The following is a 26,997-nucleotide window of genomic DNA, read 5'->3' on the forward strand; positions in this document are numbered from 1 at the left end:
CACCCAGACCTCACCGCGCGGCACGAAACTCATGGCCGCCCGCCACGCACTCGCCTGCCGGCTCGTCGACCGCGAAGCCGACTACCTGCGTTTCACCCGCGACCTGAGGGTTCCCGCAGATAACAACGGCTGCGAACGCGACATCCGCATGATCAAACTGCGGCAGAAAGTCTCCGGCTGCCTACGTNCCCTCNCCGGCGCCCGCCAGTTCTGCGCGATCCGCAGCTACCTGTCCACCGCCACCAAACACGGCATCCCCCAGTTCCCCGCCCTCGTCCAACTCGCCGAGGGCCGCCCCTGGATGCCCACAACCACCTAACCAAAGATCAAAGCGGTACCTGACCAGTTACAGCAGCCGTAGCCAAGGCCATGGCCTGGATCGTGGCGACACTGCGCGCCGCGTGACGCTCGGAGGTCACACGACAAGCTGCGGGGGTGGGTGAACGTCAGCCATAGCTGGGATCGAGCGGGGTGGTGGGGTGCGCGGCCACGGCGTCGAGCGTGGGATCGGCGAGGACCGCGTCGATCGCGGCGTGGCTGGCACCGAGGTAGGTGGCGTAGCCGTCGATCTCGGTGGCGACGAGCCAGGTCCGATCGTAGGGCCACCACAGACTCGCGCACCTCCACTCCACCGGTAGCCGGCAGCACCGGGGCGGCGCTCACCGGCCCGGTGAGCAGGTGGTACGCCCGGTGCGTGGTCCGCACGCGCACCGGCCGGTCCTCCCAGGCTCGCGTCTCAGGGAGGCCGAAACCCTCCCAGAGGCAGAAGTACGCCTGGTCCGGCGTATGGGTGAAGCTGGACAGGACCCTCGCGAGAGTCTCCGTCTCCCGCGCGTCCAGGCCTCCATCGGAGGGCCGCCCCCAGCGGTCGGANCCGGCGACGAGGTCGTCGAACCGGGTCTCGGCGGTCAGCGCCACGCCTCGGCATGCGGCGATCTCGGACCATCGGTGTCGCCGTCCCTCATCCTCACGGTCGTACGTCGGCGGCAGCACCCTGGCATAGGCCGAGAAGACGGGCGGCACCATCGCCGCTACCGTCGCGGCTGACGTGGTGGCGGTCAGAGCAGCCGCTGCCCACGCCGCCGGACTGACGTCGGACAGCAGCGACATCCCCGGCGCCCAGGCGACCGGCTCCCCTATGTCCATCACTCCACTCTGTCAGGCAATCCCCACTCCGCGCTGCGGGTCGCCGAGCTCGCGTACACCCTGCGCCTGCCCCTGCGCGATCAGGTCGTGCATCAGCCCGAAGGGCGCGGCGGCGGCCGCGGTGAGCCGGTCGGCGCCCTCGCGGTGCTTGCCGGTGTGAACATCAGTTCCAGCAGCGCGGCGTCCTCGGTGGCGAACCGCGGTCGGCCGCAGCTATGGCGTGCAGGCGCGGCCGGAACTCCTGCCCCGCGGCGGCGGATGCTGCGCATAGTTCGTCGTCCAGCCGGGCGAACCCGGCCTCGGCGAGGGCGTCCAGCAGGGCCTGACGGTCCGGGAAGTGCCGGCGGGGCGTGGAATGGCTGGGTCCGCCTCGGCTCGCTTTTACACCCTTGCGCCGGGTCGGCGTCTGGGCTGGGACATCGAGCAGCTCGCCGATGACCTCGCCGATCTGTTTGGCCGGCCCGTCGATCTGGTCTCCGTCCGCGGGCTCCACCCGTTGCTACGCTCGTCGGTCCTGGCTGAAGCACGGCCCGTGGATGCGGCGTGACGTCCTCCTGCTCGGCGAGATGATCGAGGCAGCCGATCAGGCGCAGAGACTCACCGAGGGGATCACCATCGGCGATCTGGAGGCGGACCGCCAGCGCCGCGACGCACTCCTGTGGAACTTCACCGTGCTCGGCGAGGCCGCCAGCCAGCTCTCCGACGAGGGCTGGAGCGCAGCGGCCTGGACATCTGTGATGACCGGCGCGCGGTCGCGGCCAAGGATGCCGGAATCACAGTGATCGACCCGCGCGACTGATCACGCCGCCGGTCGTCGGAACGCGCGGCCGTCGGCGTTGGTGGTACAGACATCCGCCCTCGGTTCACACCGCGTGACCTGAGCGGCCACACGCCACGCCGCATCCGCGACGAGAGACCACGCGGCGATCGCTGGGGCTGTAGTGCTCTAGGCGCCGCCGGCGGTGACGACGGCGTCGGTGATGAATCCGGCGGCGAGGCCGGCCAGGACTCCGAGATAGAGCAGCTCACGGCGGCCAGCGCGGGACGCGATGCCGATGAGCTGGATGACGACGTAGAGGATGGAACCGGCGGCGAGGGACAGGAAGATCACGCTGAGCGGGTCGCTGGTGAACTGCCGGCCGATCGCGGTGCCGATGAGAGTGGGTCCGCCGCCGATGAGCCCGGTAAGCAGGAGGAATCCCCAACTTGGCCGGTCGGCGTCGGCGGCGAGCGGGGCGACGATCCCGAATCCTTCGGTGGCGTTGTGCAACGCGAAGCCGATCACGAGGAGGGTCGCCAACGTGATCTCGCCGCGGCCGGCACTGCCTCCGATGGCCAGTCCTTCGCCGAAGTTGTGCAGGCCGATCCCGACCGCGATGGTCAGCGCGAGCCGCCGGGCGGCTGACAGGCCCGTGGTAGTGGGTGGCTGAAGTGCGGCGAGTTCGTCGGCGGCCATTGCCCCGGGCCCGAAGCGCGCCCCGGCGCCCGGCTCCGGCTGTGGCGGGGTGGGCCGGCGCATGAGGACGCGTTCGTAGCCGAGGAGGCTGAGCAGCCCGACGGACAGGCCGCCGAGGAACAGCGCGCCGTAGCCGAAGACGGGGCCGAGTCCGCCACTGTGGTCATGGACCTTGCTCAACGCGGCGTCGAGAGGTTCCCAGGCATGCGCGAGCACATCCCACACGAGGAAGATCAGGATGCCGATGGCGGTCGCGTTCAGGAACTGCCGCACTCCTGGCATCGGGCGACGTAGCCGCCCCACGGGAAGCCCGATCAGGATCGTGACCCCCGCGATGAACCCCAGTACCAGCGTCCGTGTCTCGCTCACGTTGCCTCCCCGTCAAACCAGCCGAATCCGGTTGAGCTTAGGTAAGGCTTAGCTATGAAGCAAGGAGAAGGTTGGGAGTGTTTCGGCCGTCCTGGGTCGAGTGATGATGTGACCACGCTGCCGAGGTTGGCGGGAGGACGGTGCGAAGGCTGGGCCGCCGCGACGGCGAACGCCTCGTCGTCCTGTCCCCGGGATGATGCCTGCACGGCCCGGGCCGCCTCGGCCAGCAGGGGGGTGCAGCGCTGCACCCGCCGGTACCTGGTCACCTGATCGCCCTCGGGGCCACGCTCGGCGAGCAGACCTTCGATGTCCCGGTACGACAATGGGTACCGGAGGCATCAGCGAACCGCCAGAATGATCACCTCTGCCGGGAGCCGGGAGCCGGGAGCCGGGAGCCGGGACTCGGCGAACTCCGATACCAGCACCGGCGGCGTGACCGCACCTCGACCCATCACCTGATCAGGTCCCACCGTCGGCACGAAAGTCCGGCCCCGACCGGATGCAACAGAGCCGGCCTGGTTAACCGCCCTGATGCCGACGCGGAGAGGATCGCGGTGAGCGGCAGGTCGTTTCCTCGCGGAGGGGCCTTGGATGTCCGTCGGTGGTGCTCCCGCCCCTTCCTCCCTCGCCCGGAGGAGGGATATTCCCCCTGCGGGGGAGGTTTCGCTCCTGTGACGCCACCTAACCTCCGGAGTGACGGTCGTCATAGGTGCGATGACTCCGGCCAAGGAGGCTCTCGTTGGGACGCATGCCGCAGGACGTGATGTCGCACGAGCTCAATCTGCTCTGGCAGTCGATCTTCACCTGGGTGAGCTGGGCCATCGCGCTCGCGATGATCCTGATCGCGATCTACTTATGGCGCAAGGAGCGGACGCCGTTCTATCTCTGCGCGGTGCTCGCGGCGGGCGTCGCGGCGTTCGCCGAGCCACTGTACGATGTTGCCTTCGACCTGTGGTTCTTCAACGCGGACAGTTCCGGTACCCCTGGTGCGATGTGGTCGCACTTCAGTGCCTTCGGTGTTGTGCAGCCCAACTGGACGCACAGTGGCTACATCATCCTGTACGCCGCCGTCGCACTATATGNGGGGCGGAAGATGTACGAAGGCCGTCTGACCCGCAAGGGACTGTTCGCAATCTGGGGTCTGGAGATTCTCACCTCGTGCGCCTTCGAGGCGATCGGTACCGGCGTCGACGTCTACACCTATTACGGCCCCTACGAGTTGCGGATCTGGCACTACCCAGCCGTGATCGGCGTGCTCGAGGGCACCCAGACAGTCCTGTTCACGGTTCTGGCCGTGCAGATCTGGCAGCGCGTCTCCCGTCCTTGGGGCCTGACCTCGCTGTTCGCTGCCTTCCCAATGACGATGTTCGGAGCGAATTTCGGCATCGGCAGCCCCATCATCATCGCGTTGCACCTGGACGGTGCGGACTTCTCCCGCGGGCTCGTGTGGGCAGCGACCTTTCTCACGATGGCCCTCTGTGTCCTGGCCATCCACGGCGCATCGAAGTTCCTTCCTCGGCCCCGCACGGTCGTCGAGCCCGCTGGCCTGCCCGTCCCGTCGAGCGACGACGCACTACTGGTGTGACTGCGCCCCCCCGGTTGGTCGAGTCGCCCGAGTGGACTGGTTCGCCGGCCAGGTTCCTGCCTCACGCGGCGGACCCCGGCCGGGAACTCCTGCGAGATGGCCCCTTTGGTAGAAGCCTGCCGGTCGCCGCGCCATCCACGAAGAAACGCAGGTCACCCACAAGCTTCCGCATGACTTCTTCATGGCCGGCACCGAAGAGCAGATCCATGGTAGGCGCGTAGCAGACGAAGAATCCTGGCGGGAACGCCGATACCAAGGCGGTCCGGCAGTCCCGCGCCACCCTCGCGCCCGACGAAGAAGACCTCGATGCCCGTGTCGGCGGTCAGCCGGGCGTGCCGGGCCATTTCCTTGCCGCGCTCCCAGGTGAGGGTCCGGCGTAGGCGGCCGGGCAGCGTGGCCGGCGACAGCGTGATCGCGTCCCGGACGGTTTCGGCACCGCGGCCGGCCGGCGGCGGGCCGTTGGGCACCCGGGACCCACGGCCGTAGCCGCCCAGGCACGGCAGATGCGGCAAGATCGTGATCCGGGTGGAGCGCCAAACCAGGGTGCCGATCGCGGGGGCCTGGTCCACCCGATGATCAGATCTCCTTCCCGGTCCCGCCACGAGCGCCAGCGTTACGTCGCAGCTCCCGGGAGACCGTCGACGGCGACCCCTCCAGACGCCGCGCGATCTCCCTGACGCTGTCCCCGCCGGCGTGGCCGAGGGCGACCTCATCCCGCTCGGCGAACGACAGATACCGAGGCGAGTACGCGGAGAAGCCCGGAGGAGGCATTCCGCCACCATGCCGGAATCACCGGGTCCCGACCGTCGGCGACACACCGGCATCGACGCCGGTGTCCTCGCTGGCCAGCCCACGAGCGATCGCGTCCCGGAATCGGTGGCGATGCTTTCGTCCCGCCACCGGCGGCCGTCCCGGCGCCCGCATACCCCGCCGGACCTGTCGCCGCCGCCGTCCAACCCGGCCGTCGCCCCACTCCCACACCTCCAGATCGAGGTGTTGCGACGACCAGTTGAACGCGCCCAACACGCATCCGGCACTTACCATCGAACCCCAAAAAGCGCAGCGTACGACCCTTCGTCGGCGCCACCGGAGTGTGCTGGGATAATGTCGCCGCCGAGTCCTTTTCCGGCACATTCAAAAAGTAATTCGCCCACCGGGAAACTTACCCTATCCGCCGCGCCGCCCGTAGCGTGACCGTCGAGTACATCGTAGCCGTCTTCCGCTGGCGGCGACTCCACTCCACCCTCGACTACCACACCCCGGAACACATCGAGAGCCTCTATCGGGCGGGCGAGGCATCAATGTTCAGGGGTGGCGCGGGGCTGATATAGTCCACTGAAGTCATGTCCGTGAAACGGGTGACAGTGCACGTTCACATCGCGGTCCCGGGTGCCCCGGGCAAGATCTCGGAATGCAGCATTATCGGGCTGTGGCACGGTAGTGAGGAGAAGCGTGAGAGTCGCAGGTTCCAACAAGGCCGATACCTGGAGCCGCCTCAAGGCGGCGGGGATCGATCTTCTGTTCAAGCATGGGTACGAGGCCATGAACACCCGCCAGCTCGCGGAGGCGGCCGGCCTGAAGCCCGGCTCGATCTACTACTACTTCAAGAGCAAGGAAGAGTTTCTCCATCGGCTGTTGATCGATCTGCTCCAGGAGGTGGTCGCCGACCTGGAGGGCGGGCTGGAAGACGTGGGCGACGTCGAACAGCGTCTGGAGACGTACGTACGCATCCTCGTCAGGTGGCACGTCGATCGCCGTGAGGAGACGTTCATCGCCTCGATTGAGATTCGCTCGCTTTCTGGGCAGCGCCACGAGAGATACATGCTGCTCAGGCGTCGTTTCGACGCCCTTCTCGCCGAGATCCTGCAGCAGGGAATCGACGAGGAACGCTTCGCCGTGCCCAACGAGCCGGTCCTGAGGAACGCCATCCTGTCGATGATCACTGGGATCTGCGGGTGGTACGATCCGGCCGGCCCGCTTGGGCTTTCCTCCATTTCCGATGAGTTTGTGAGACTGACGCGTAACATGGTCGGGCTGCCGAGCAGGTGACCCGCTCGATTCACTCGGTGTAACGAGCCGCGCGCTGTTCGAGCGTGGCACGACGGGCTTCGAGTGAGTCGGGGTGCCTGGACAGCTCTCGTGTCAGACCTTGCTCGAAAATGTATCCCTCCTGCAGGTCCATNGTCTCGATGCCGGTCAACGAGCGCTTCGCCATGCGGATCGAGGCGCTGCTGTGGCGTACGATGCGACGTGCCTGCTCATGGGCCCTTTTGATTAGTTCTGTCGGTGGGACCACGGCGACGATGCCACCGAGTTCCGCCAGGCGACCGGCCTCGATCGGGTCGCCGGTGAGGTACATCCAGCGGACGATCGGCTCAGGCACCAGGCGGGCGAGATGGCGTGCTCCTCCCATGATTCCAACGCCTACTTCCGGCGTCCCGAATCTGGCGTTCTCCGCGGCGATGACGAAGTCACAGGACGCGGCTATCGCCAGCCCGGTCCCCAGCGCTACGCCGTGGACCGCGCCGATCACCGGAACGGGGCACTCCTGGATCGCGAAGAACGCCGCGCGCACCTCTGCCATCCGTTCGTCCGAGTTATCCGGCGTGAGAGTGCCGAACTCGTGCAGATCGTTGCCCGCGCAGAAGTGCCTACCTTCGCCGGCCAGCACAATGGCCTTCACCCCCGGAAGATGCCGGTCCGGTCGTGAGAAGAGGTCCTCGAGTTCGCGGTACATCGCCTGGGAGACGGAATTGACTGGCGGGCGGGCCAGCCACACGGTGCTGAGCGGGCCTTCGGACTCGAGACGGAGAAACTCGAATGTGCTCATGCAGGACTGCTCCTTACTTCCCGGCACGTGGCTGTGGGGGAGATTGACCTATTCCGCCCGAATCCGGGCGGGCCTGAGCAGGGCGAGATTCATCGGCTCGGAGACGAACCAACGCCTGACGATGCGCGTGCGGATCCGCCACTCGCCGTCGAGACGCAGGTACAGATCGTCGTACGAGGCCGCGACCAGGCTCGGAAGGCCGTCGTGCCCCACGCAGATGGCGAAGGAATCACTGGAGCCCTCGGCGCGCTCCCCGTCCAGTAGTCGGACGATGTGGTTTGTCGCCCAGTGGTGGGTACTCTGGTAGCTCTGCTGGACGAACGTGATCGCCTGGGGCAGCTCCGCGAGACCGCGGAACCGGCCTGTCCTGGTTCCGATGATGTACTCGCCGTCGGGATGCCAGATGGACAGGAACGTCGTCTGGTCCCCCCGGTCGATGCCGACGCAGTACTTCGCGCCGAGCTCGATGATCTGAGCCCTGCTCAGCAGCTCCTCGACACCGACGGTCACGTCCCGGTCCGCGCTCATGCTCGCCGTTCCCGCTGGGTGGCCATCCTGTCCAGTTGCCGCCTTCGTTTCGCGATCCACGACCGGCTCTGCACGGGCAGGAGGGCGAAACGGTCCCGGTCGCTGTACTGGCCCAGGTCCTCCCGCGCGCGGATCGGCCACGCGGGATCCACCAGCGCCTCGCGGCCGATCGCGACGAGGTCGGCCGCGCCGGCCCGAATGACCTTGTCGGCCTGCCCGGCGTCGACGATGTGGCCCACGGCCATCGTGCGGATCTCGGCGCGGCGACGGACCTCGGCCGCCCAGTCGACCTGGTAGCCCGGACCAATGCTGTGGACATAGACGCCGCCGATGCCGCCGGACGAACAGTCGATCACGTCGACGCCGACGGCCTTCAGCCGACCCGCGAACTCGATGGTCTGCTCCAGGTCGATGCCGTCGTGACCGTTGTCGACGACGGACAGTCGGACGAACAGTGGCCGGTCCTCTGGCCACTGCCTCCGGACCGCCTCGGCGACCAGCAGCGGGAATCGCATGCGGGCGTNGCGGTCGCCGCCGAACTCGTCGTCGCGCGTGTTGCTGATCGGGGACAGGAAGCTGTGCAACAGGTATCCGTGCGCCATGTGCAGCTCCAGGACGTCCGCCCCCGCCTCGGCCGCCCGGCACGCCGCCGTGCGCCAGTCCCGCAGCTGCTCCGCCAGCTCCGTGGTGGTCAGAGCCCTGGGGCGTTGCCAGCCCGGCGCGTAGGGCTGATCGGTGACCGAAAAGATCTCCCACCGTCCGTCCGCGGGCCGATCGGCCTCGGTCACCCACGGCGGCAACGTGGCGGCCTTGGAGCCGGCGTGGCCGAGTTGAATGCCGAATCGTGCCCCCTGACCATGCGCGAAGTCGGCGATGCGCCGTAGCGCGTCGCCCTGGTCATCTCGCCACAGGCCGACGTCGCCGTAGGTGAGCCGACCCTCGGGAGAGATCGACGTCGCCTCCGTCATGACCAGCCCGAAACCACCCATCGCGAATCGTCCGAGATGCACCAGGTGATAGTCGCTCGCGAGGCCGTCGACGGCCGAGTACTGACACATGGGGGATACCGCGATGCGATTACGGAAAGTTACTTCCCCCACCGTCAGTTCCTCGAAGAGCCCACGAGATTGCTGCTGGGTGTTCACCACGATACCGTCCTTGCCGGTGTGCTCGCCGTGATATCGGCCGTGATATGGGCCGGGCGTTTGTCAATCAACGTGGGTCATGCGTGTGGATGCGGCTCTTCTCGCGAGCGATGACAACTGTCGGGCGTACGTTTGATACGATTCTCTTCTCTCGCGAAGGAAGGACTTCGACGTGATCCCTGACGCCCCGAGCGAATTCGGCCGGCAAAGCTATACGGGCCTCGCCGCGGAGATCATCCGTCTGCTCGACGCTCTCTCGATGGCGCAGCCGGATCCGGTCGTTCTCGACGACGGCCGCCGGGTCGTGCGCGATCTGGCCACCCGGGTCGAGGCTCTGCCCATCATCCCCGAGGATCCCCGGGTTCCCGCGCACTCGCCCGAGAACCCGCGATTCCAGCCGGCCGAGCGGGGCCTGGTGCCGCCGGTTTCCATCGATCTGGAGGATGGCAAGCAGCTCGTCGGTCGCGTGCGCTTCAGCCCTCATTTCGCGGGGACAGCCGCCGTACATGGGGGCTCCCTTGGACTGCTCTTCGACGACCTCCTGGGTAGGCTCGCCAACTCGGGACTGGTCGGGAGAGTCGCCCGCACGGCCTATCTTCACATCGACTACCGCCGGCTGGTCCCGGTGGCGACCGAGCTTTCCTGTCGAGCCTGGATCGCGGCGGTCGACGGTCGGAAGCGGACCGTCCGGGGCGTGCTCTCCTACGCCGGGGAGGTCGTCACGGAGGCCGAAGGACTGTGGATCGAGCCGCGGCCGGACAATACTGGCGATCATCGGTTTCATGATTCCGCCTGACTCGCGCTAGCGTGGCCGTGACCATTTGTGAATGTTGTTCCGCTGAATTGCGGAGGATCCGCCGATGATTGGCATCAACAATACGTCGCGCACATATCTCTCCATGTCGAAGTCCTTGACGTAGCCATAGGCACCCAGGACCGTCTGCGCGTCGAGCACGATCTGCTTGCACGTCTCCGTCACGAACAGCTTGGCCATCGAGGTCTCGACGCCGCAGCGGACGCCGCGGTTCGCCAGCTCCGCGGCATCGTCGAGCACGAGGCGGGATGCATACAGCTTGACTCGCATGTCCGCGAGTGAGTGCGCTATGGACTGGTGCCTGACGATCGGGACGCCGAACTGCCGGCGTTCCTGAGCATAGGCATGCGCATCCGCGCAGGCGGCCGCGCCGAGGCCCAGGGCCATGGCGGCCACCTCGAGTTTCTCGATGTCGAGGCCGGCGCCGGTGATGAGCGACCAGCCACGGTTCCAGGCTTCCTCACCCCCCATCAGGTTGGCGAGGGGCACCCGGACGTCGTCGAAGACGACGTCGGTCGTCCCGCTGCCCTTGAGCCCCATCGCGTCGATCGTCGTGATCGTCACGCCCTCGGCCCGGCTGGGCACGAGGACCGTGCTGAGGTTGTGGTAGCGCGGAGCGTCGGGATCGGAGGTGGCCAGCGTGTAGATGTAGTCACTGATCTCAGCCCCGGTGCAGAACCGTTTGGACCCGTTGACGATCAGCTCGTTCCCGTCCCGACGTACGGTGGTCCGCACATCCGCCAGGTCCGCGCCCACGTCCGGTTCGGTCCAGCCGTAGGCGAACAGCAGGCGACCCTGGGCGATCTCGGGAAGCCAGCGCTTCTTCTGCTCCTCGCTGGCGCACTCCACCACGGTCATTCCCGCGTAACAGCTCGCCATGATGTACGGGATCGCGACCGCCGAGCTGCGTCGGGAGAGCTCTTCGATCACCATGAGTGTGGCGTGTATGTCGCGACCCAGGCCNCCGTACTCCTCGGGGATGGCCAGCCCGGCCACTCCGATCCCCACGAGCTGGTCGAAGACGTCGCGAGGGAACTCGTTCGCCTTGTCCCACTCGGCGGCGGCGCTGCGCGGCATCTGCTCGTCGATGAAACGGCGCAGAACCGCACGGAGCTCGAGCGCCTCGTCGGACAGGTACCGGTTGGTGGTTTCCAGCGACATGGTTCCCGACAACGTCATCCCCTGCCCCTGCCCGCGGCCTTGTAGGTCTCCCGCGCGATGATCAGCTTTTGGATCTCGCTGGTTCCGGCACCGATCTCGTGGTGCTTCGCGTCGCGGTAGAGCCGTGCCGCGGGGTATTCCTCCATCAGGCCATAGCCCCCCAGGATCTGGACGACCTCGCGCGAGGCCTCGACCGCCACCTCCGAGCTGTAGAGCTTGAGGACCGCCGCTGCCCGCGTCACTTCCTCGCCGCGTTCGATGGCACGGATGAGGTGATAGAACATCACCCGCGACATCTCCACACCGGTCGCCATCCGAGCGATCTTGTCCTGCGTCAGCTGGAAGGTCGACAGCGGCTGACCGAAGACCTCTCGCTCGCTGGAGTACTCGACAGCGAGGTCAAGACAGGCCTGGGTGATACCCGTGTTGGACGCCCCCTCGAAGACCCTTTCCAGGTCCAGCCCCTCGAGCATGTAGTAGAAACCGTTGTCGACCTCCCCGAGGACCTGGTCCGCCGAGACCCTGACGGAGTCGAAGAACACCTCCGCGGTCGGTGAGCTCCGCAGGGACAGCTTGTCGAAAGGCTTGCCGACGGTGAGGCCCGGCGTATCCCGATCGACGAGAAAGCAGGTACCGCCGCGGGCGCGCCGATCCTCGCCGCTGGTCCTGGCGAAGACCATGAACATCGTCGCGATGGGTGCGTTCGTGATGAAGGTCTTCGAGCCGTCGATGACCCACTCGTCGCCCACCCTGCGTGCGGTCGTCCGAGGGCTCAGGGCGTTGGAGCCGCCATGGGACTCGGTCAGGCAGATCGACATGGACGCCTCGCCGGCGATCAGCGGGGCAAGGTACTTCTTCTTCTGCTCCTCCGTGCCACGCTTGATGAGGTGACGGGCGACCAGACTGAGATTCACGAACAGAGTCGCGTCGAGGCCGGCGTCGACGCGAGCGGTCTCCTCGGCCACGATCGCGCGAGTCATGAGGCTGCCCCCGCCGCCGCCGTACTCCTCCGGGGCGAAGCAGCCGAGGATTCCCTGCTCACCCATGAGCCTGAGCAGCTCCTGCGGTGGCTGACCGGCACGCTCCATCTCCGCGACGATGGGACGCACGTGGCTGTTCATGAACTGCTGCACGACCTGTTGGAACTCGCGCTCCTCCTCGGTGAGGATGGACAGCGCCACGGAGCTGGTGGACATCGGGGATCCCTTCGACGATGGTGACCGCGGGTTGACGACCGGACGGGCTCAGAAATCGGCTGCACCCGGAACCCTGACGGGCTCAGAGCCCGAACAGTCCTCGAACCCGGTCGGTGTCCGCGTCGGCAAGACGCTGGGTGTAGCCGGTACGACTGGTGGGCGGCAGGCCGCCCTTGACGGTGAGGTCGACGCGCATCTCGAGGGTCTTGAGCCCCACGCTCAAGGTCTCGAACACCGGGATGTCACCCTTGAGCCTGGTCAGTCCCGCGGCGGCGGTCATGGTGCTGAGCCCGGCGCTGCCGATCACGATCGCGCCGGCGCCGCGGTCGACAAGCCTGCGCGCCTGGCGCTCGACGTCGGCGACGACGAAGTCGGGATTCGCGAAGCCCTCGGTGAAGGCCCGCGCAGACGGGGTCTCGATGCGCTCGACTCCTACGCAGCGATCGAGAAGCCCGTTCTTGGCGATCAGACTGTGGCACGTCTCGGCCCAGGCGAGGTCCTCGACCGTCACGACACCGAAGCGGTAGGCATAGGAGCTGGCGAGATGCAGCGTGGCCTCCCAGGGTCCGACGACCGGGATGTCGACCAGGGTCCGGGCCTCGGTGATACCGGGATCACCGCTGCACGCGACCATCGCGCCGTGCGCCCCTTGCCGACTCGCGTCCAGGATGTTGTGGATCACGTCCACCGAGTTCAGCAGGTACGGGTATCCGAACACCGTGTCCGACGCGCGCTTCAACTTCGCCCAGCGGTGCCTGATCTCCGTGTCGTCCCGCTTCACCTTGTCGAACACCGCCGTGACCATCTCCGTGTAGGGCTCGGATCCACGCTGGGCGTTGATGTGCACGACAGCCAGTTCCACTGCGTCTCCTATTGAATCGAGCGTACGATTGATATTAGGACACCGTAGATCCACCGTCAACGAATCTGTCGGCTTACCTGAGTGCGCCGACGGACAGCCCGCCGCACACGGTCAGCGTCTGGCCAGTCACATAACTGGCGTCACGTGAGGCCAGGAACGCGATGCAGGCGGCGATCTCCTCCGGTCTGCCCGGCCGCCCGGCCGGGATCTGAGCTATCTGGCTGCGTTGGAACTCGCCCGGCGTGCTCAGGAACATGCCGGTGGCGACCACGCCCGGCTCGACGCAGTTGACCGTGACTCCGTGCTTCGCGAGCTCGATCGCGGCCGACCGGGTCAGTGCCTCGATACCTCCCTTGGCAGCGCCGTAGCTGATCCCGGCGACCACGCCCCTGGCGGCGACGGAGCTGGTGTTGACGATCCGTCCGTAGCCGCGCTCCTTCATCGCGGGCGCGAAGGCGCGCACCGTGTGCAGCGTCGCCACCAGATGCGTGCCGAGAACCAGCTCGAAGTCCGCATCGGTGATCTTCGCCAGCACCGCGTTGCGGACCGCGCCCGCGAGGTTGACCAGGACACGCGGTGCCCCGAACCGCTCGGCCACGCCGGCGGCCAGCAGGTCGACGGCGGCGGAGGAGGTCACGTCGCAGACATGGCTCGATGCGCTGAACCCGTCCGCCACCAGTCCGGCCGCCACCCGCTGCGCGGGATCCGCGGCGATGTCCACGACGCACACGTGCGTGCCTGCCTGCGCGAGCCGGTGCGACGTGGCGGCGCCCAGGCCGCCCCCGCCCCCGATGACGACCGCTACCTCGCGTTGCTCCTCCACGGCTGTCCTCTCGCCGTCGCCGGTCACCATCGCCGGTCCGCACCATCGCCGGTCCGCAACGTCACTCACCGTCGCCGGTAGTGCGGCGCGCGACCCTCCAGGAAGGCCGTGATGCCCTCACGGTGGTCCTCGGTGTCGAACAGGGCGGCGAAGATCTCCACCTCGCGCCGATGCCCTTCGTCGAGCGAGTGCCGCAGTCGGTAGTTGGCCGAGCGCTTCGCGGCCTCCACGGCGAGCGGTCCAGCCCGGTTGATCCGCTCGGCGATGGCCAGGGCGGCCTCCAACGAGCCCCCCGGGGGGCAGACCTGATCGACGAGACCGATCGCGTGCGCCTCCCCGGCCGGCAGCCGGTCGCCGGTGAACAGCAGCCGTTTGGCGGTGCCGACCGGAAGCGCGGAGAACAGCATCTGCGTCCCACCGGCCCCCGGAATCAGACCGAGCTGCACCTCGGTGACGCCGATCCTCGCCTGTTCCTCGGCGATCGCGATGTCGCAGGAGAGCAGCAGCTCAAGACCACCGCCGAGCGCATGTCCGTTGATGGCCGCGATGACCGGAACCCGAAGGTCGAACAGCGCCTGCTGCATCCTCTGGACCCGCAGCGCCATGGCGGCGGCGCCCTCGCGGTCGATCTCGGTGAAGTACCGGATGTCACCACCGGCGACGAAGCATCGGCCGGTGCCGATCAGGATCATGCTTCGCAGGTCGAGGTCCTTCTCGATCGCCCGAGCCGCGTGTTCGATCTCAACCGCCACATCAGGATGCAGGGCGTTCACCGGCGGGTTGTCGATGGACACGACACCCGTCGCACCGATGTGTCTGACAGTCACGAAGTCGTAGGACATACCGCGGCAGATCCCCTTCCTTGTTCTCGACCGGTCCTTGTTCTCGCTGTGGCGTCGGTTCTCGCTGTGGCGCCGCCGCACGCGGCATGGCGATCAGACGGCATGGCGATCAGACGGCATGGCGGTCAGACGATCCGGCGGGTGACGGCCAGGGGCGCGTGGCGCAGGCCCCAGGCGAACGCGGTCCACGGCCACCGCGGCACATACACGTTGCTGCCTCCGCGCTCGATGGCATCGACCAACGCACGGTGGCCCACCTCGGCGTCGACCATGAGCGGATGGCGACGGCCGGTGTGGGCGTGCATGTCCGAGTCGATGTAGCCCGGCCGGATGGTGGTCACGGAGATGGGCATCCCCTTCGCCTCGACATCGCTACGGATGCCCTCGGCCAGATGCGCCAGGGCGACTTTGGACGCGGCGTACACGTTCATCGGGCCGGGCATACCGCGGGCCGCGACGACCGAGGAGACGACCACGAGGTGGCCGTGTCCCTGCGCGTAGAACACGCGCATGGCCGCTTCGCACTGCGCGATTCCACCGACGAAGTTCGTCAGGGCGGTGTCCCGGTTTCCGTCGAAACGGCCCGCCCCGATCCGTGCTCCCTTGCCCAGCCCGGCGTTCACGACAACCCGGTCCAGGCGTCCGGTCGCCGCGACCGCCTGCTCGAACGCCTCGAAGACGCGGTCGTGGTCCGTGACGTCCATCCGCAGCGGGACCACCCGGCGACCGGGATGGCGGACCTCGATCTCGGCCTGAAGCGCCTCGAGCCGCTCCAGGCGGCGGGCGGTGACCACCAGATCCGCGCCGCGTGAGGCGAAGACCCGCGCCATACCCTCGCCTATGCCCGCACTCGCGCCGGTGATCATTACTGTCTCGTTCATCACCGGCCCCGTCATACCTTTCGGAACACGGGCAGTACGCGATCACCACGGCGGGCGAAGTCGAGCTGGACCTCAAGGCCGATCTCGACCTTGTCAGGATCGACGTCGACGATGTTCGTCATCATCGTCGGCCCCTCGGCGAGCCTGACGAGAGCAACCGTGTACGGCGTCAGATCGGCGAAGGCGCCGCTGCCACGGTGGACGACGCTGAAGGTCTCGACGACGGCCAGACCGGACGGTCGCCTCCACGTGAGCTTTCGGGACCAGCAATGTGAACAGAGATGACGCGGGTAGTACTGCCACTTCGCGCACCCGTCGCAGTGCTGTAACCAGAAGACGCCGTGACCGCACTCGCGCCAGAAGAACGCGGCCGGGTCCTCCAGCGGATCGACGTCCACTTCCGCGGGGGTCGTTGTCATCGGGCACTTCCCAGGACCAGGAAACCGTTGTTGGCCAACCAGCTGCCTTGACCGTGCACGAGGCCGAGCTCGGCGCCCTCGACCTGCCTGGCGCCCGCCTCTCCGCGTAGCTGGACGACCGCCTCGACGACGGAGTCCAGGGCCGCGCCCATGCCGGGATGGCGAAATGCCAGCGTGCCGCCGTGCGTGTTCACGGGCAGTCGCCCGCCAAGGTCGACGGCACCGCTCTCGACGAACGCCCCGCCCTCACCCTTCTCGCAGAAACCGATCTCCTCGAGGAGGATCAGGGGGACGATGGTGGCCGGATCGTAGAGCTCGACGAAGTCGAGGTCGTCGAGCGTGATACCGGCCTGGGCGACGGCCAGGTCCGCGGCGACGCGGATGTGGGCGAACCGCGCCAGGCTCGGCGCCTGCGTCAGGCTCATGAAACCGCAGGACTCGCCGTAGCCCCTGACGGCGACGGCGCGGTTGCCCGTGGGCCTGTTGGTGACGACGAAGCCCTGTGCCCCGCCGGTCGAGATCAGGGCGACCATCGACCGGGTCAGCGGGCTGCTGATGACGACATCGTCCAGAACCGCCTGGATGGTCAGCTCGCCGGCGACCTCCGTATCGGGATTCAGCAGGCCATGCCGGCGGATGGTGACCGCGAGCGAGGCCAGTTGTTCCATGGTGGTGCCGTAGTCGTGGAGGTGCCGTGCGGCCATCAGGGCGAACGCGGTAGGGATGAGGGGACCGAACGGCCGCTCATAGGTCTGATCGAAACTTTTCATGTAGAGCTCGATCGCTCCCTCGAGCCCGAGGGTCGTCGCGAAGTTGTCGGCTGACAGCACCAGCACGTTGCTGGCCAGGCCGGCGTTCACGGCCGATCGAGCCATGCCGATCACGTCTGTCGCGGGACGACCGCCGTAGGGCGCCATCGCGACGTAGGCCGGTCCGATGCCGAGGTACTCGGCAAGCTCGGCGGGGTTGCACGCGAACGGCTGCGGGATGGACGAGGACAGGACCAGCCCGTCGATGGCGTGCGGATCCAGTCCCGCGTCGGTCACGGCGTCCGCGGCGGCGTCCGCCAGGAGCTTCAGGTAGGGCGGAGCAGGCTTTCCGCGGCCCACGATCCGCTGGGAGACGCCGGAGATGTAGACGGGGTTCATCGTTGGCTCAGCCGACACGACCTGGCCTTTCGTCTATGTGCAACCAGTCGCTCAGGACAGTGGTCAAAGATCGCCATCCCTCGAGCGGCGGGTGATCGCGGTCCGCGGCGAGCACATTGAGCGCCACATGGTCGGCGCCGCGGGCCAGATGCGCCCGGACACGCTCGTAGATCGCGTCCGCACGCCACACGAACAGCTCGTCGATCAGCCGGTCACCGCCACGACCCGAGAAGTCGTCGGCGGTGAACCCCAGCCGCTCGAAGTGCCGCACGTAGTTGGGCAGTCTCAGGTAGAAATCAAGGTAGCGGCGGCCGATCTCGCGCGCCTCGGCGTCGTTGTCGGCCCAGATCACCACCTGCGTCACCCCCAGGAAGGCGTCCGGGCCCACGTCGCGGCGGGCCGCCTCGGTGTGCGCGAGCGTCGCGTTGTAGGTGAGTGCACCGCCGGTGCAGCGGCCGGCCAGCTGGAGCATCTTCGGACCGAGCGCACCGATGAGGGTGAGCGCGGAATCTGGCGTCCGCTGACGAACGGATGCGTCGCGCATCTGCTGCAGGTACTCGGTCATCGCCGCGAGCGGGGCGCGGAACTCGTGCCCCCGCCTGTCGGCGAAGGACGCATGGCTGACGCCCAGGCCCAATGCGTAGCGGTCACCGTGGACCTCCCAGAGCACTCGCCGCCCGCTCACCAGTGCCTGGGCGTCGCGGGCATACATGCTCGCGACGCCCGTGCCGATACGGAGTCGGGTGGTGGCGGCGAGATACTGGGCGGCTGTGGTCAGGGCCTCGCGTCCCGCGTCCCCCGGCGTCCACAAGGTACCGAACCCCAGGCCCTCCACCTCGCGGGCCAGCTCGACGGCCCGGGGTATGGGCAGCGGATCCAGCGTGGCGGTCCAGATCCCGACGGGACCGGCGTCGAAGCCGTGACCGCGGCTGCGTGTCCTCACCCTGACTGCTCGGATCCGACGGTGCCGGACTTGGCAAGAGACTCGCGCAGCACGAACTTCTGCACCTTTCCGGAGGGGGTACGCGGCAGGGACTTCACAACGGCCACCTTCTGCGGCCAGAACGGCTTCGCCATGCCGCCCTTGTCGAGGTAGGTCACCACTTCCGCCAGCGTGGGCTCCCTGCCGTCGGCCACGATGACCGCACAGACCCGTTCACCAAGCCGCTCGTCGGGATAGGAGACCACCGCGACGTCCTGGATGTTCGGATGCGTGTAAAGGGCGTTCTCGATCTCGACGGCGGAGATGTTCTGACCGCCGCGAATAATGATGTCCTTGCTACGCCCCTCGATACGGATGGCGCCGTCGTCGGTCACCCGACCAAGATCTCCCGTGTCGTACCAGCCGTCCGCGGTGAAGGCATCGGCGGTCAGGTCGTTGCGGCCGAAGTATCCCGCGAAGAGGCCCGGGCCACGGACCTGTAAGTTCCCGATCACGCCCGGTGGAACGGGCTTCTGGCCAGCGTCGACCACGCGGATCGTCTGCCACGGAACCGGGAACCCGTCGCTGGAGTTGAGGGTTTCGACGCTGGCGCCGAGCTGGTGGATGCTGGCGATCCCCGTCTCCGAACAACCCCACAGCGGAACGAGGCTGGTCGAGAACTCCTCATGCATGGCGACGGCCACGCCGGGAGGAATCGAGGCGCCGCCGCAGGCGAAGGCGCGCATCGTGTCGCTCGGGGCCTGCGCGCGGTTCTTCCGGGCCTCGATCATGTCGAGCGCGAAGGCCGTGGCGGACAGCGTCCAGGTGATGCCCTCGGTCCCCATCATGTCGAGCAGTCCGTCGACGTCCCACCGATCCTGGTAGACCACCTTCTGGCCCATGGACAGCGGAACCAGCATGCCATGAATGAACCCGGTCAGGTGGCCCAGCGTCGACGCCATGAACGCCACGTCGTCCGCGGTGAGGGACAGCGCGTCGGCGATGACGTTCCGGTATCCCGACCACGCGGTGTTGTAGGTGTGCAGTGCGCCCTTCGGCGTACCCGTGGTGCCGGAGGTGTACACCAGCATCGCGATGTCATCGGCACCGGGACGCAGCGGTTCGAGCGTCTCCGCGAGGCCGGGGGCGAGCTCTCGCCTGACGTCGACCAACGAGCGCATGAAGTTCGTCTCGGGATCGATCGTGTCGTCCGCGTCGAAGAAGTAGAGCTGCTGGAGGGTGTCGATCTCGGACTGGAGCCGCTGCGCCGCCGCCGCGAAGTCATAGCCGCGGAACCGCTGCGGCGCGAGATACACTTTGCTCCCGGAATCTTCCAGCATGAACCGCAGTTCACGCTCGCGGTAGATAATCGGAATCGGGTTCGGTACGGCACCTATGCGCATGGTCGCCAGGGCGATGGCCGGACCTTCCCAACCATTGGCAGCCTGGATCGAGACCACGTCTGCGGGCTTGACGCCGATGGCGAGCAGTCCACCGGCGAGCCGATCGACAAGAGCGCCGAGCTGACCATAGGTCACCGTCTCGGGTAAGGGGACCCCGCTGCGGTACGAGACGATGGCCGCCTTCTGCGATAACCGCCGGACGTTGTCCAGGAAGTCGTCCAGGAACGTGCGGTCACGCCACTGTCCGCTGTCGCGGAATCGCTCCACGTCGGCCGGATCGAACGCGCGGATCCAGGACGCCAGCCGTGTCCCCTGATGCTTGCGTACATTCATCCCGCTGACTCCTTGTTCGCACGTCACGGCCCCACGGCGCGTTCTTCGTCGTTGCGAGGGTCGTGCTGTTCGTGGACATGACGCATAAGCCGGCTGGTGCGTGTGGCCGGCCTCGTCGGTGGGGGAGTATCGGCCCCGGGTGAGGCTGTGCTTCCACCGCCACTGCCACCGCCACCGCTACCGCCGCCGCGATCGCGGGCTCCCCGGTCCCGGGTGGCCTGGGTCAAGATTCGAGCAAGCGACCGGTTCTTGTCAATCGTTCGACCGCTTGATTCTTTGGGTTGTGGTGCGACCCGCCTGACCGGCGCCTGTCGTGGGGCGGGCGCCGCCGTCGCGGGCTGCTCGGCCCGCGGGGCCGAGCGGGCTGTCGGGGCTGGACAGGCTCCGAATGTCGCGGGCACCATGCCTTGACGGCGTGGTTGACGTGACGTACGCTACAAATCGAGCGTACGATTGATTATCGATGAGGTGACTGTCGACCATGGATCCCTGAGTCTGCGGCGTGTCCGGCGGATCTCGGTNGCCGGGTCTGCCATCGGGGCCGCGACCATGGGTTCGCCGAGCACGACCCGGCCCGGGCCGGTTCACGTCGCGTACGTTCCGTGCACAGCTGATCGCACTCGGGGAGAGCCCTCTTGCGCGAACCTCACGCGAACCATCTCCTGAGATGAAGCTCAACACCCTGCCTCCGGACCTGACGAACTTCGTCGGCCGCCGCCGCGAAGTCATGCACGTCAAGGACGCCATACGGACGTCGCGCCTGGTCACTCTGACGGGCCCAGGAGGAGTCGGCAAGACCCGGCTGGGAACCGAGGCCGCTCGTCGGCTCGCCGGCGAGTTCAGCGGGGGAGTCGCCTTCGTCGAGTTGGCCGAGGTGACCAATCCGGATCACATCGCACTGGCCATTGCGGAGACGATGCGACTACGCATCGAATCGGGTATCTCGCCGCTCGATGCGCTCTGCGGGTATCTCAGTACCCATCGGCTGCTCCTCCTGCTGGACAACTGCGAGCATCTGGCGCCCGCCTGCGGGCGGCTGGTCCGCCTCATCATGCGTCGTGCGCCGCATGTGGGCGTCCTGGCGACCAGTCGCGAACCACTGGGCATCCTTGGCGAACTCACCTGGAACGTGCCACCGCTCAAGCTGCCGCGGGATTCGGCCGAGACGCTTCCGGAGGGCGACGCGGTCGACCTCTTCCTGGCCAGAGCAAGATCGGCCATGTCCGACTTCACTCCCGGCGCCGACGAACTCCACTCGATAGGCCGGCTCTGTCGCCATCTGGATGGAATGCCGTTGGCCATCGAACTGGCTGCCGTCCGTATCAGGTCCTTCTCGGTCGATCAGATCCTTTCGCAGAAGATGGCACTGTTCGACGTGCTGAAGGTCGGAAACCGAGCCGGCCCGGCGCGGCACCAGACGCTGTGGGCCGCGATCCACTGGAGCTACGAGCTCTCCTCGCCGGACGAGCGCGCGTTGTGGGAACGACTCGCGGTCTTCTCGGGCTCCTTCGATCTTCAGGCCGTTGAGCAGGTCTGTGCGGGCGACGGCATCACCGCCAGCGACGTGGTCAGCTTGCTGGGCGACCTGGTCGAGAAGTCGGTGGTGACCCGGACCGAGGGCCGGGCCGGCGGGCGACGGTACCGGCTGTTGGAGAGCATCCGCATGTTCGGCCTGGAGCTGTGCGGATCGGTGGAGGTGTGGCGTCGCCGGCATCGCGACTACTACCTTCAACTCGCGGAACAAAGCGAGCGGAGCTCTCTCTGGGACCGTCAGTTGGAGACGGTGCAGAGGCTGGAAGGCTCGCTGGGCAACATCCGCGCGGCCCTCGAGTACTCGTTCACTCATCCCGCCGAACGGCTCCTCGGTCTGCGGATGACCGCGGCCCTGTGGTTCTACTGGAATGCCTGTGGGCATTTACAGGACGGGTGTCACTGGCTGCGTCGAGCCCTCGTGGAGAATCCCGATCCGTCCGCTGACCGGGCGAAGGCGCTGTGGGTGCTGGGGTGGTTTGAGATGCTGCGGGGCAACAACGCTGCGGCCAGGGAGAACCTCGACGAGTGTCGATCGGTCGCCGACGAGATCGAAGATGAGACCGCCAGCATCTGCGCCATCCAGTTTCGCGGAACCGTCGAGCAGATCGACGGCGACTTCGCGCACGCGCTCGATCTGCTCGAAGCCGCCAGGAAGGGTCACGAGAGGTCGGGGCAGCCCAGCGCGCTCAGTATCCTGTGCGGAGCGCAGCTTGCGTTCGTGCACTGCCTCACCGGCGAGGTTGACAAGGCACGGCAGGCCTGTGATCTGGCGCTGGCTCAGGGGGCGCTGCACGCCGAGCGGTGGGCCACCTCATGGGTGCTGTGGGCACGTGGCCTGACCGAGCATCTCCGCGGCGACCTGGCGAGTTCCGCGAGTCTGTTACGGGACTCGATCGACCTGAAGCGATCGCTCGGCGACTGGCTCGGCGTCACCATGTGCGTGGAGATCCTGGCCTGGAACGCCGTCGATACCGGTTGGTCCGCTCGGGCCGCTCGATTACTCGGCATCGGACGCATGCTGCACGGCTCGATGGGCGGGATGACCCCGTTGTTCGGCGCTTCGGCGCTGGTGGAGAAACGCGACGTCTGCGAGGCACGGGCCCGACTCGAGCTCGGCGACGAGATCTTCGACGCCGAGTACGCTGCCGGGCACCACCTGGAACTCCCCGCCGCGCTCCACTTCGCGCTGGAGGAACCCTCCGGTGAGCCCGAGCCCACGGAGCCCGAGCCCACGCGGCCCGCGCCGACGGCGGACCGGGAGGAGGTTCTCACCGCCCGGGAACTCCAGATCAGCCGGCTGATCGCCGCGGGGCTACGCAACAGCGATATCGCGGAATCCCTTACCATCTCCCGGCGCACGGTCGAGGGCCACGTCAACCGGATCCTGGCGAAGCTGAACTTCCGTTCACGCGCACAGGTGGCGGCGTGGATGACCCGTCGCCAGTTCGACCTCCAAAGAACCCGATAACTGGTCGACGACGCGGCCGCTCGGTCCACCGCGCTCGGCTTGCTTTCTCACTCATCCCTCGTCGCGCCGAGGTCGCGCCCTTCCCGGACGGCCCGGGTGCTGGGCCGTCCGGGCGTCGACGCGGGCGTCGCTACCTCCTGGTTCTCAGTGCTCGTGAGCGATCACACCACGGATGTTCTTGTGTGCCATGAGATCGTCATAGCCCTGGTTCACCCGGTCGAGGGTGTACACGTTGGTGATCAGTTCGTCCAGCTTCACATGACCGGTGCGGTACAGGGACAGGATCTTGGGAATGTCGTACATCGGATTGCAGCCGCCGTACAGGGAGCCCTGGATCCGCTTGCCCCACAGGGCCAGCTGCACTCCGGACAGGCTGATCGTGTCGGTCTCGTACTGACCCATCGACGTCACCACGATCGTGCCGCCCTTGGACGTGGCCGCGGCCGCGTCGGAGACCACCTGGGCCGTCAGCTCATCAACCGTGATGATGGTGCTGTCGGCCCCGACCCCCCGGGTGAGCTCGATGACCAGGTCCTGGGCTTCCGCTGCGGAACCGGCGGTGTGGGTGGCACCGAACTTCTTCGCGGCCTCCAGTTTGGCTGGTTCCGGGTCGACGGCGATCAGGTGCTGAGCTCCGGCGTAGGCAGCGCCCTGGACCGCATTCACGCCGATGCCGCCGATGCCGTAGATGACGACGGTGTCCCCGGGGCGAACGCCGGCGGAGTTCACGGCGGACCCCCATCCCGTCGGGACGCCACAGCCGACCAGGGCAGCCTTGTCCAACGGCAGATCGTCGTCGATCCTGACGACGGAGTTCTCGTGCACGGTGGCGTACTGGCTGAACGTGCCCAGGGTCATCATCGAACCGTAGTCACCGTTCTTTCCCTGGAACGGGAACCGGCCCCCGGGCAGAAAACCGTCGAGCCCGTTCGCACCCATGTCGCACAGCCGGGAGTTGCCGGTAACGCACCAGCGGCAACGACCACAGACGGGGAAGAACGAGGCCACGAAATGGTCCCCCGGCGCTAATCGGGAGACTTTCGACCCGACCTCGAGGATCTCGCCGGCCGCCTCGTGCCCAAAGACCATCGGCGGCCTGAACGGTAGGTGGCCCTTCACCATGTGCAGGTCGGAGTGGCACAGGCCCGAGTAGTCGTATCGTACCAGAACCTCGTTCGCGTCGGGCTTGACGACCTCAAGCTCTTCGATCTCGAAGGGCTTTCCGGCCTCGTAGAGAACCGCGGCTATCGTCTTCATCTGCTCTCCCTCGATTCGCTGAATGTGGTCTCGGCTGCTCGCGGCATCAGTCCTCCCAGCTGGGCGCCGGTGTCGAAAGCACGAGTCCGAAGGCATGGTTGGAAATGTTGGGCTCGAGGCTGATCTGGACGGACTTCACCTCGGTGTACTCATCGAGGGCGTGAGCGCCGAGCTCCCGCCCGAGACCGCTCTGCTTGTAGCCGCCGAACGGGTACTCCTCGTGGACCATGTGCCAGTCGTTGATCCACACCGAGCCGGCCTCCAGCCGGCGCGCGACCTCCAGCGCCTTGTTCGGGTCGGCACTCCAGACGCCGGCGGACAGGCCGTACTCGGTGTCGTTCGCCAGGGAGATCGCTTCGTCCACACTGTCGTACTTCAGGACGCACAGCACCGGCCCGAAGATCTCTTCGCGCGCGACCTTCATCTCGTTGGTGACACCTGTCAGGACTGTCGGTTCCACCCAGTAGCCCCGGTCGAAGCCAGCCGGCACTCCTCCGCCATGGGCGATGGTCGCGCCCTCCTGCTTCGCGGACTCGATGTAACCCAGCACCCGGTCGCGCTGCCGAGCGCTGATCAGAGGCCCGATGTTGGTGGCGGGGTCCAGCGGATCGCCTATCCTGATGGTCCTGAGGCGATCGATCAGCCGGTCCACGAACTGGTCGTGAACCGCGGCAGGCAGCAGCAGGCGGGTTCCTGCCTCGCACGCCTGGCCGGCATGCATGAGGAACGCCCAGATCGAGCCGTCGACCGCCAGTCGCATATCGGCGTCTTCCAGCACGATGTTCGGGCCCTTGCCGCCGAGTTCGAGGGTGACCCGCTTCAGGTTGCTGGTGCTCGCGGACTGGGAGACGAGCTTGCCGACCTCGGTGGAGCCGGTGAACGCGATCTTCCGGACGTCCGGGTGTTTCGCCAGATGCGCGCCGACTTTCTCGCCGTTCCCGGTGACGACGTTGAAGACCCCGTCGGGAAGACCGGCTGCCCGCAGTTCGCGCGCAAACTCCAGGGCTCCGATCGGCGTCTTCTCGTCGGTCTTCAGGACCACCGAGTTGCCGGCGGCGAGTGCTGGTACGACCTTCCAGACGGCCAGCGAGAGGGGAAAGTTCCAGGGCACGATCGCGACGCAGACGCCAAGAGGTTCACGGCGGATCAGTCCACCCATGAGAATCGGGCCGACGAGTGGTCCCGGGGTTTCGAACTCGTATCCACGCAGCAGCCTGGCGAAATAGCCCAGGTTGGAGATCGGCTGACCCGCGTTGAAGCCCATGGACAGCAGGTACGGGGATCCGCCCTCGCGGGTACCCAGCACGGCGAGTTCTTCGGCACGGGCCGTCAGGGCGGAGGCGACCGCATCGAAGATCTCGGCTCTCCGCGCCGGCGACACCCCGCGCCACACACCCTCGTCGAAGGTGCGCTTGGCCGCGGCCACCGCCGCGTCCGCGTGTTCGATCCCGCCCTTCGCGGCGGTCGCGACGATCTCCTCGGTGGCCGGGTTGATGATCTCATAGTGTTCTTCTGTGTCGACCCACCGACCGTCGATGAACATCCGGTAGTGCGGAACCGAGGTAGTGGCGGAAAGGACTGCGGGAAGCTCCTGGACAACTGTCATGACAGATACCTCTGCTTGATGGTCGGCGGGCGGCCTGGTTCGCGCACCGCCGACTACTGCGTGACGGGGGTGAACTCCACATCGAGGCGCTCGGGCCCTCGGGTGAACATGCCCGTGTCGACGGGCTCCTTGCCGTCGGCGAAGCGGATGTCCGGCATGGCCTGAAGTAGCTGGTTGATGGCGGTCTCCGCCTCCCGCTTCGCGAGCAGCGAGCCGACACAGAAGTGACGACCAAGAGCGAACGCTATGTGGTCGGCTGAACCGACGAAGGCTTGGTTCATGTTGACGTCTTCGCGGAAGATGTCAAACTTGTCCGGGTCGTTGAAACGGCGCTCGTCGCGGTTGGCGGCGCCGTTGACGCACGCGACCACGCTTCCCTTCGGGATCACCGTGCCGGAGACGTCGATGTCCTCGGTTGCGGTGCGGAGAATGATCTGGACCGGAGGGTGATAGCGGAGCGTCTCCACCAGGGCCTGGGTGGCCAGGGCTGGGTTGGCCCGAACGGCCGCCAACTGCTCAGGGTGCTGAATCAGGTACTTGAGGGTACTGGCGATCGCCTTGTCGGTGGTCTCGCCGCCGGCGATGAGCAGCAGGCCGATGAGAGCCTTGATCTGCTCGTCGGAGAACTGCTCGCCCTCGATCTCGGCCTGCGTCAGGCGCGAGATCAGATCCGTGCCGGGATTCTTTCGCCGCTCGGCGATGATCGGCAGAATGTAGGCGGGATAATCCCGTTGCGTACGCATGCCCCACGCGTGGACTTCCGGGTCGTTGGTGAGATTGGCGAGAAAGGCCATCAGCGACGAGTACCAGTCGTGGAACTTGGGAAGGTCCTCGTGAGGCAGGTCGAGCATCTTCACGATCACATTGATCGGAAACCACTTCGTGAAGTTCTCGATCAGGTCGGTCCGGCCGGAGTGACGGAACTCGTCGATCATCTCCCTGGCCAGCTCGTCCACCTGGGGCAGCAGTTCCTGTAGATAGTTTCCGCGCAGGGCGGGAGTGACCAGGTGGCGGTTGACGGCATGTTCCCGACCGCTCATCTGAATCAGGGTCTTGCCGATCACCGGCTCCATCTGGAACGCGTAGTTCTCATTGGAGAACGCGACCGAGTCCTTGTAGATCCTGGCTACGTCGTTGTAGCGGGCGACGAAGTAGTAGCCGCTCGCCTCGTCATGTAAAACCGGGTAGTGGTCGCGCATGATCTTGTAGTACTTGTGCGGATCCTGCGCGAACTCCGCGGACAGAACATCGGGCTTCTCTGGGGGGTTCG

The 26,997-nt window shown here is 66.9% G+C and carries 25 protein-coding genes and 7 pseudogenes; 7 read left to right on the forward strand and 25 right to left on the reverse strand.

Annotated features, from left to right (window positions below; translation table 11 throughout):
* A partial coding sequence (locus UK82_RS38885; protein ID WP_236706177.1) for an IS66 family transposase occupies positions 1-187 on the forward strand: 187 nt, incomplete at both ends.
* A gap of 259 nt (positions 188-446) precedes the next feature.
* Here the strand turns inward: UK82_RS38885 and UK82_RS38895 are convergent.
* Complete coding sequence (locus UK82_RS38895; RefSeq protein WP_236706178.1) at positions 447-632, reverse strand: hypothetical protein; 186 nt, start codon at positions 630-632, stop codon at positions 447-449.
* 677 nt (positions 633-1,309) lie between these two features.
* Positions 1,310-1,639: a TetR/AcrR family transcriptional regulator gene (locus tag UK82_RS34400; protein ID WP_052681223.1), complete on the reverse strand. Its 330-nt coding sequence runs from the start codon at positions 1,637-1,639 to the stop codon at positions 1,310-1,312.
* A gap of 43 nt (positions 1,640-1,682) precedes the next feature.
* Between UK82_RS34400 and UK82_RS20020 the strand changes: the two genes are divergently transcribed.
* Positions 1,683-1,928 carry a DUF86 domain-containing protein gene (locus UK82_RS20020; RefSeq protein WP_044886494.1) on the forward strand — a complete coding sequence of 82 codons (246 nt, stop codon included), beginning with the start codon at positions 1,683-1,685 and terminating at the stop codon, positions 1,926-1,928.
* A 164-nt stretch (positions 1,929-2,092) separates the two neighbouring features.
* Here UK82_RS20020 and UK82_RS20025 read toward each other — a convergent pair whose 3' ends face one another.
* Together UK82_RS20025 and UK82_RS38900 are read right to left on the reverse strand one after the other, a co-directional pair.
* Entirely contained in the window at positions 2,093-2,971 is an 879-nt protein-coding gene (locus UK82_RS20025; protein WP_044886495.1) for a ZIP family metal transporter, read from the reverse strand.
* A gap of 181 nt (positions 2,972-3,152) precedes the next feature.
* Positions 3,153-3,423: pseudogene (locus tag UK82_RS38900) on the reverse strand (IS6 family transposase); the annotation flags it as partial.
* A 287-nt stretch (positions 3,424-3,710) separates the two neighbouring features.
* Between UK82_RS38900 and UK82_RS42965 the strand changes: the two are divergent.
* Positions 3,711-4,053 (forward strand): annotated as a pseudogene (locus UK82_RS42965) (hypothetical protein); the annotation flags it as partial.
* 1 nt (position 4,054) lies between these two features.
* Positions 4,055-4,556: pseudogene (locus UK82_RS42970) on the forward strand (hypothetical protein); the annotation flags it as partial.
* 179 nt (positions 4,557-4,735) lie between these two features.
* Here UK82_RS42970 and UK82_RS20035 read toward each other — a convergent pair.
* Positions 4,736-5,068, reverse strand: coding sequence for a hypothetical protein (locus UK82_RS20035; RefSeq protein WP_152989956.1), 333 nt, complete (start codon positions 5,066-5,068; stop codon positions 4,736-4,738).
* Positions 5,069-5,132: 64 nt separating this feature from the next.
* Entirely contained in the window at positions 5,133-5,327 is a 195-nt protein-coding gene (locus tag UK82_RS20040) for a helix-turn-helix domain-containing protein (RefSeq protein WP_044886498.1), read from the reverse strand.
* A gap of 681 nt (positions 5,328-6,008) precedes the next feature.
* Between UK82_RS20040 and UK82_RS20050 the strand changes: the two genes are divergently transcribed.
* Positions 6,009-6,605, forward strand: coding sequence for a TetR/AcrR family transcriptional regulator (locus UK82_RS20050; RefSeq protein WP_052681224.1), 597 nt, complete (start codon positions 6,009-6,011; stop codon positions 6,603-6,605).
* A gap of 10 nt (positions 6,606-6,615) precedes the next feature.
* On the opposite strand, the gene UK82_RS38910 is transcribed toward UK82_RS20050, so the two are convergent.
* The 5 genes and pseudogenes from UK82_RS38910 to UK82_RS38920 all read right to left on the reverse strand — a co-directional run.
* Positions 6,616-6,738, reverse strand: coding sequence for a hypothetical protein (locus UK82_RS38910; protein ID WP_236706203.1), 123 nt, complete (start codon positions 6,736-6,738; stop codon positions 6,616-6,618).
* 1 nt (position 6,739) lies between these two features.
* Positions 6,740-7,386 (reverse strand): annotated as a pseudogene (locus tag UK82_RS20055) (enoyl-CoA hydratase/isomerase family protein); the annotation flags it as partial.
* A gap of 48 nt (positions 7,387-7,434) precedes the next feature.
* Entirely contained in the window at positions 7,435-7,914 is a 480-nt protein-coding gene (locus tag UK82_RS20060; RefSeq protein ID WP_044886501.1) for a nuclear transport factor 2 family protein, read from the reverse strand.
* Positions 7,911-8,437, reverse strand: a pseudogene (locus tag UK82_RS38915) (NADH:flavin oxidoreductase/NADH oxidase); the annotation flags it as partial. The pseudogene UK82_RS38915 and the gene UK82_RS20060, both read right to left, overlap by 4 nt.
* A gap of 1 nt (position 8,438) precedes the next feature.
* Positions 8,439-9,062: pseudogene (locus tag UK82_RS38920) on the reverse strand (NADH:flavin oxidoreductase/NADH oxidase); the annotation flags it as partial.
* A gap of 256 nt (positions 9,063-9,318) precedes the next feature.
* On the opposite strand from UK82_RS38920, the gene UK82_RS42975 reads away from it, so the two are divergent.
* Positions 9,319-9,855 (forward strand): hotdog domain-containing protein, encoded by a 537-nt coding sequence (locus UK82_RS42975; RefSeq protein WP_044886539.1) that lies wholly within the window; start codon positions 9,319-9,321, stop codon positions 9,853-9,855.
* A gap of 6 nt (positions 9,856-9,861) precedes the next feature.
* Here the strand turns inward: UK82_RS42975 and UK82_RS20075 are convergent.
* The 11 genes and pseudogenes from UK82_RS20075 to UK82_RS20120 all read right to left on the reverse strand — a co-directional run.
* The coding region (locus UK82_RS20075) for an acyl-CoA dehydrogenase family protein (protein WP_236706179.1) at positions 9,862-10,836 on the reverse strand (975 nt) is incomplete at its 5' end.
* Between the two features lies 1 nt (position 10,837).
* Positions 10,838-11,052, reverse strand: a pseudogene (locus tag UK82_RS41590) (acyl-CoA dehydrogenase family protein); the annotation flags it as partial.
* Complete coding sequence (locus UK82_RS20080; RefSeq protein ID WP_044886503.1) at positions 11,049-12,230, reverse strand: acyl-CoA dehydrogenase family protein; 1,182 nt, start codon at positions 12,228-12,230, stop codon at positions 11,049-11,051. The gene UK82_RS20080 and the pseudogene UK82_RS41590, both read right to left, overlap by 4 nt.
* Positions 12,231-12,312: 82 nt before the next feature.
* Positions 12,313-13,092, reverse strand: coding sequence for an aspartate/glutamate racemase family protein (locus UK82_RS20085; protein ID WP_044886504.1), 780 nt, complete (start codon positions 13,090-13,092; stop codon positions 12,313-12,315).
* Between the two features lie 73 nt (positions 13,093-13,165).
* A complete protein-coding gene (locus UK82_RS20090; protein WP_236706180.1) occupies positions 13,166-13,984 on the reverse strand; it encodes an SDR family NAD(P)-dependent oxidoreductase in 819 nt (272 codons plus the stop codon).
* Entirely contained in the window at positions 13,981-14,742 is a 762-nt protein-coding gene (locus tag UK82_RS20095; protein ID WP_236706181.1) for an enoyl-CoA hydratase/isomerase family protein, read from the reverse strand. Before UK82_RS20095 ends, UK82_RS20090 begins: the two co-directional genes overlap by 4 nt.
* A 140-nt stretch (positions 14,743-14,882) precedes the next feature.
* Positions 14,883-15,638, reverse strand: coding sequence for an SDR family oxidoreductase (locus UK82_RS20100; protein ID WP_044886540.1), 756 nt, complete (start codon positions 15,636-15,638; stop codon positions 14,883-14,885).
* A gap of 11 nt (positions 15,639-15,649) precedes the next feature.
* Entirely contained in the window at positions 15,650-16,036 is a 387-nt protein-coding gene (locus UK82_RS20105) for a Zn-ribbon domain-containing OB-fold protein (RefSeq protein ID WP_236706182.1), read from the reverse strand.
* A gap of 17 nt (positions 16,037-16,053) precedes the next feature.
* Entirely contained in the window at positions 16,054-17,223 is a 1,170-nt protein-coding gene (locus tag UK82_RS20110; RefSeq protein ID WP_236706183.1) for a thiolase family protein, read from the reverse strand.
* Positions 17,213-18,148: a TIGR03620 family F420-dependent LLM class oxidoreductase gene (locus UK82_RS20115; protein WP_044886509.1), complete on the reverse strand. Its 936-nt coding sequence runs from the start codon at positions 18,146-18,148 to the stop codon at positions 17,213-17,215. Before UK82_RS20115 ends, UK82_RS20110 begins: the two co-directional genes overlap by 11 nt.
* On the reverse strand, positions 18,145-19,863 hold the full coding sequence (locus tag UK82_RS20120; protein WP_055408709.1) for an AMP-binding protein: 1,719 nt from the start codon (positions 19,861-19,863) through the stop codon (positions 18,145-18,147). Before UK82_RS20120 ends, UK82_RS20115 begins: the two co-directional genes overlap by 4 nt.
* 667 nt (positions 19,864-20,530) lie before the next feature.
* Between UK82_RS20120 and UK82_RS20125 the strand changes: the two genes are divergently transcribed.
* Positions 20,531-22,864, forward strand: coding sequence for a LuxR C-terminal-related transcriptional regulator (locus tag UK82_RS20125; protein WP_055408711.1), 2,334 nt, complete (start codon positions 20,531-20,533; stop codon positions 22,862-22,864).
* A gap of 144 nt (positions 22,865-23,008) precedes the next feature.
* On the opposite strand, the gene UK82_RS20130 is transcribed toward UK82_RS20125, so the two are convergent.
* From UK82_RS20130 to UK82_RS20140, 3 genes are read right to left on the reverse strand one after another with little or no spacing between them, the layout of a single operon-like run.
* Entirely contained in the window at positions 23,009-24,121 is a 1,113-nt protein-coding gene (locus UK82_RS20130) for a Zn-dependent alcohol dehydrogenase (RefSeq protein WP_055408713.1), read from the reverse strand.
* Positions 24,122-24,167: 46 nt separating this feature from the next.
* Positions 24,168-25,727: an aldehyde dehydrogenase gene (locus UK82_RS20135; protein ID WP_055408715.1), complete on the reverse strand. Its 1,560-nt coding sequence runs from the start codon at positions 25,725-25,727 to the stop codon at positions 24,168-24,170.
* Positions 25,728-25,780: 53 nt separating this feature from the next.
* The gene (locus tag UK82_RS20140) at positions 25,781-26,926 is read right to left on the reverse strand and encodes a cytochrome P450 (RefSeq protein ID WP_083507282.1); all 1,146 of its coding nucleotides are present in this window, start codon (positions 26,924-26,926) and stop codon (positions 25,781-25,783) included.
* Positions 26,927-26,997 lie beyond the last annotated feature (71 nt).

The organism is Frankia sp. ACN1ag (genome assembly GCF_001414035.1).
GTDB classification, from domain to species: Bacteria; Actinomycetota; Actinomycetes; order Frankiales; family Frankiaceae; genus Frankia; species Frankia torreyi.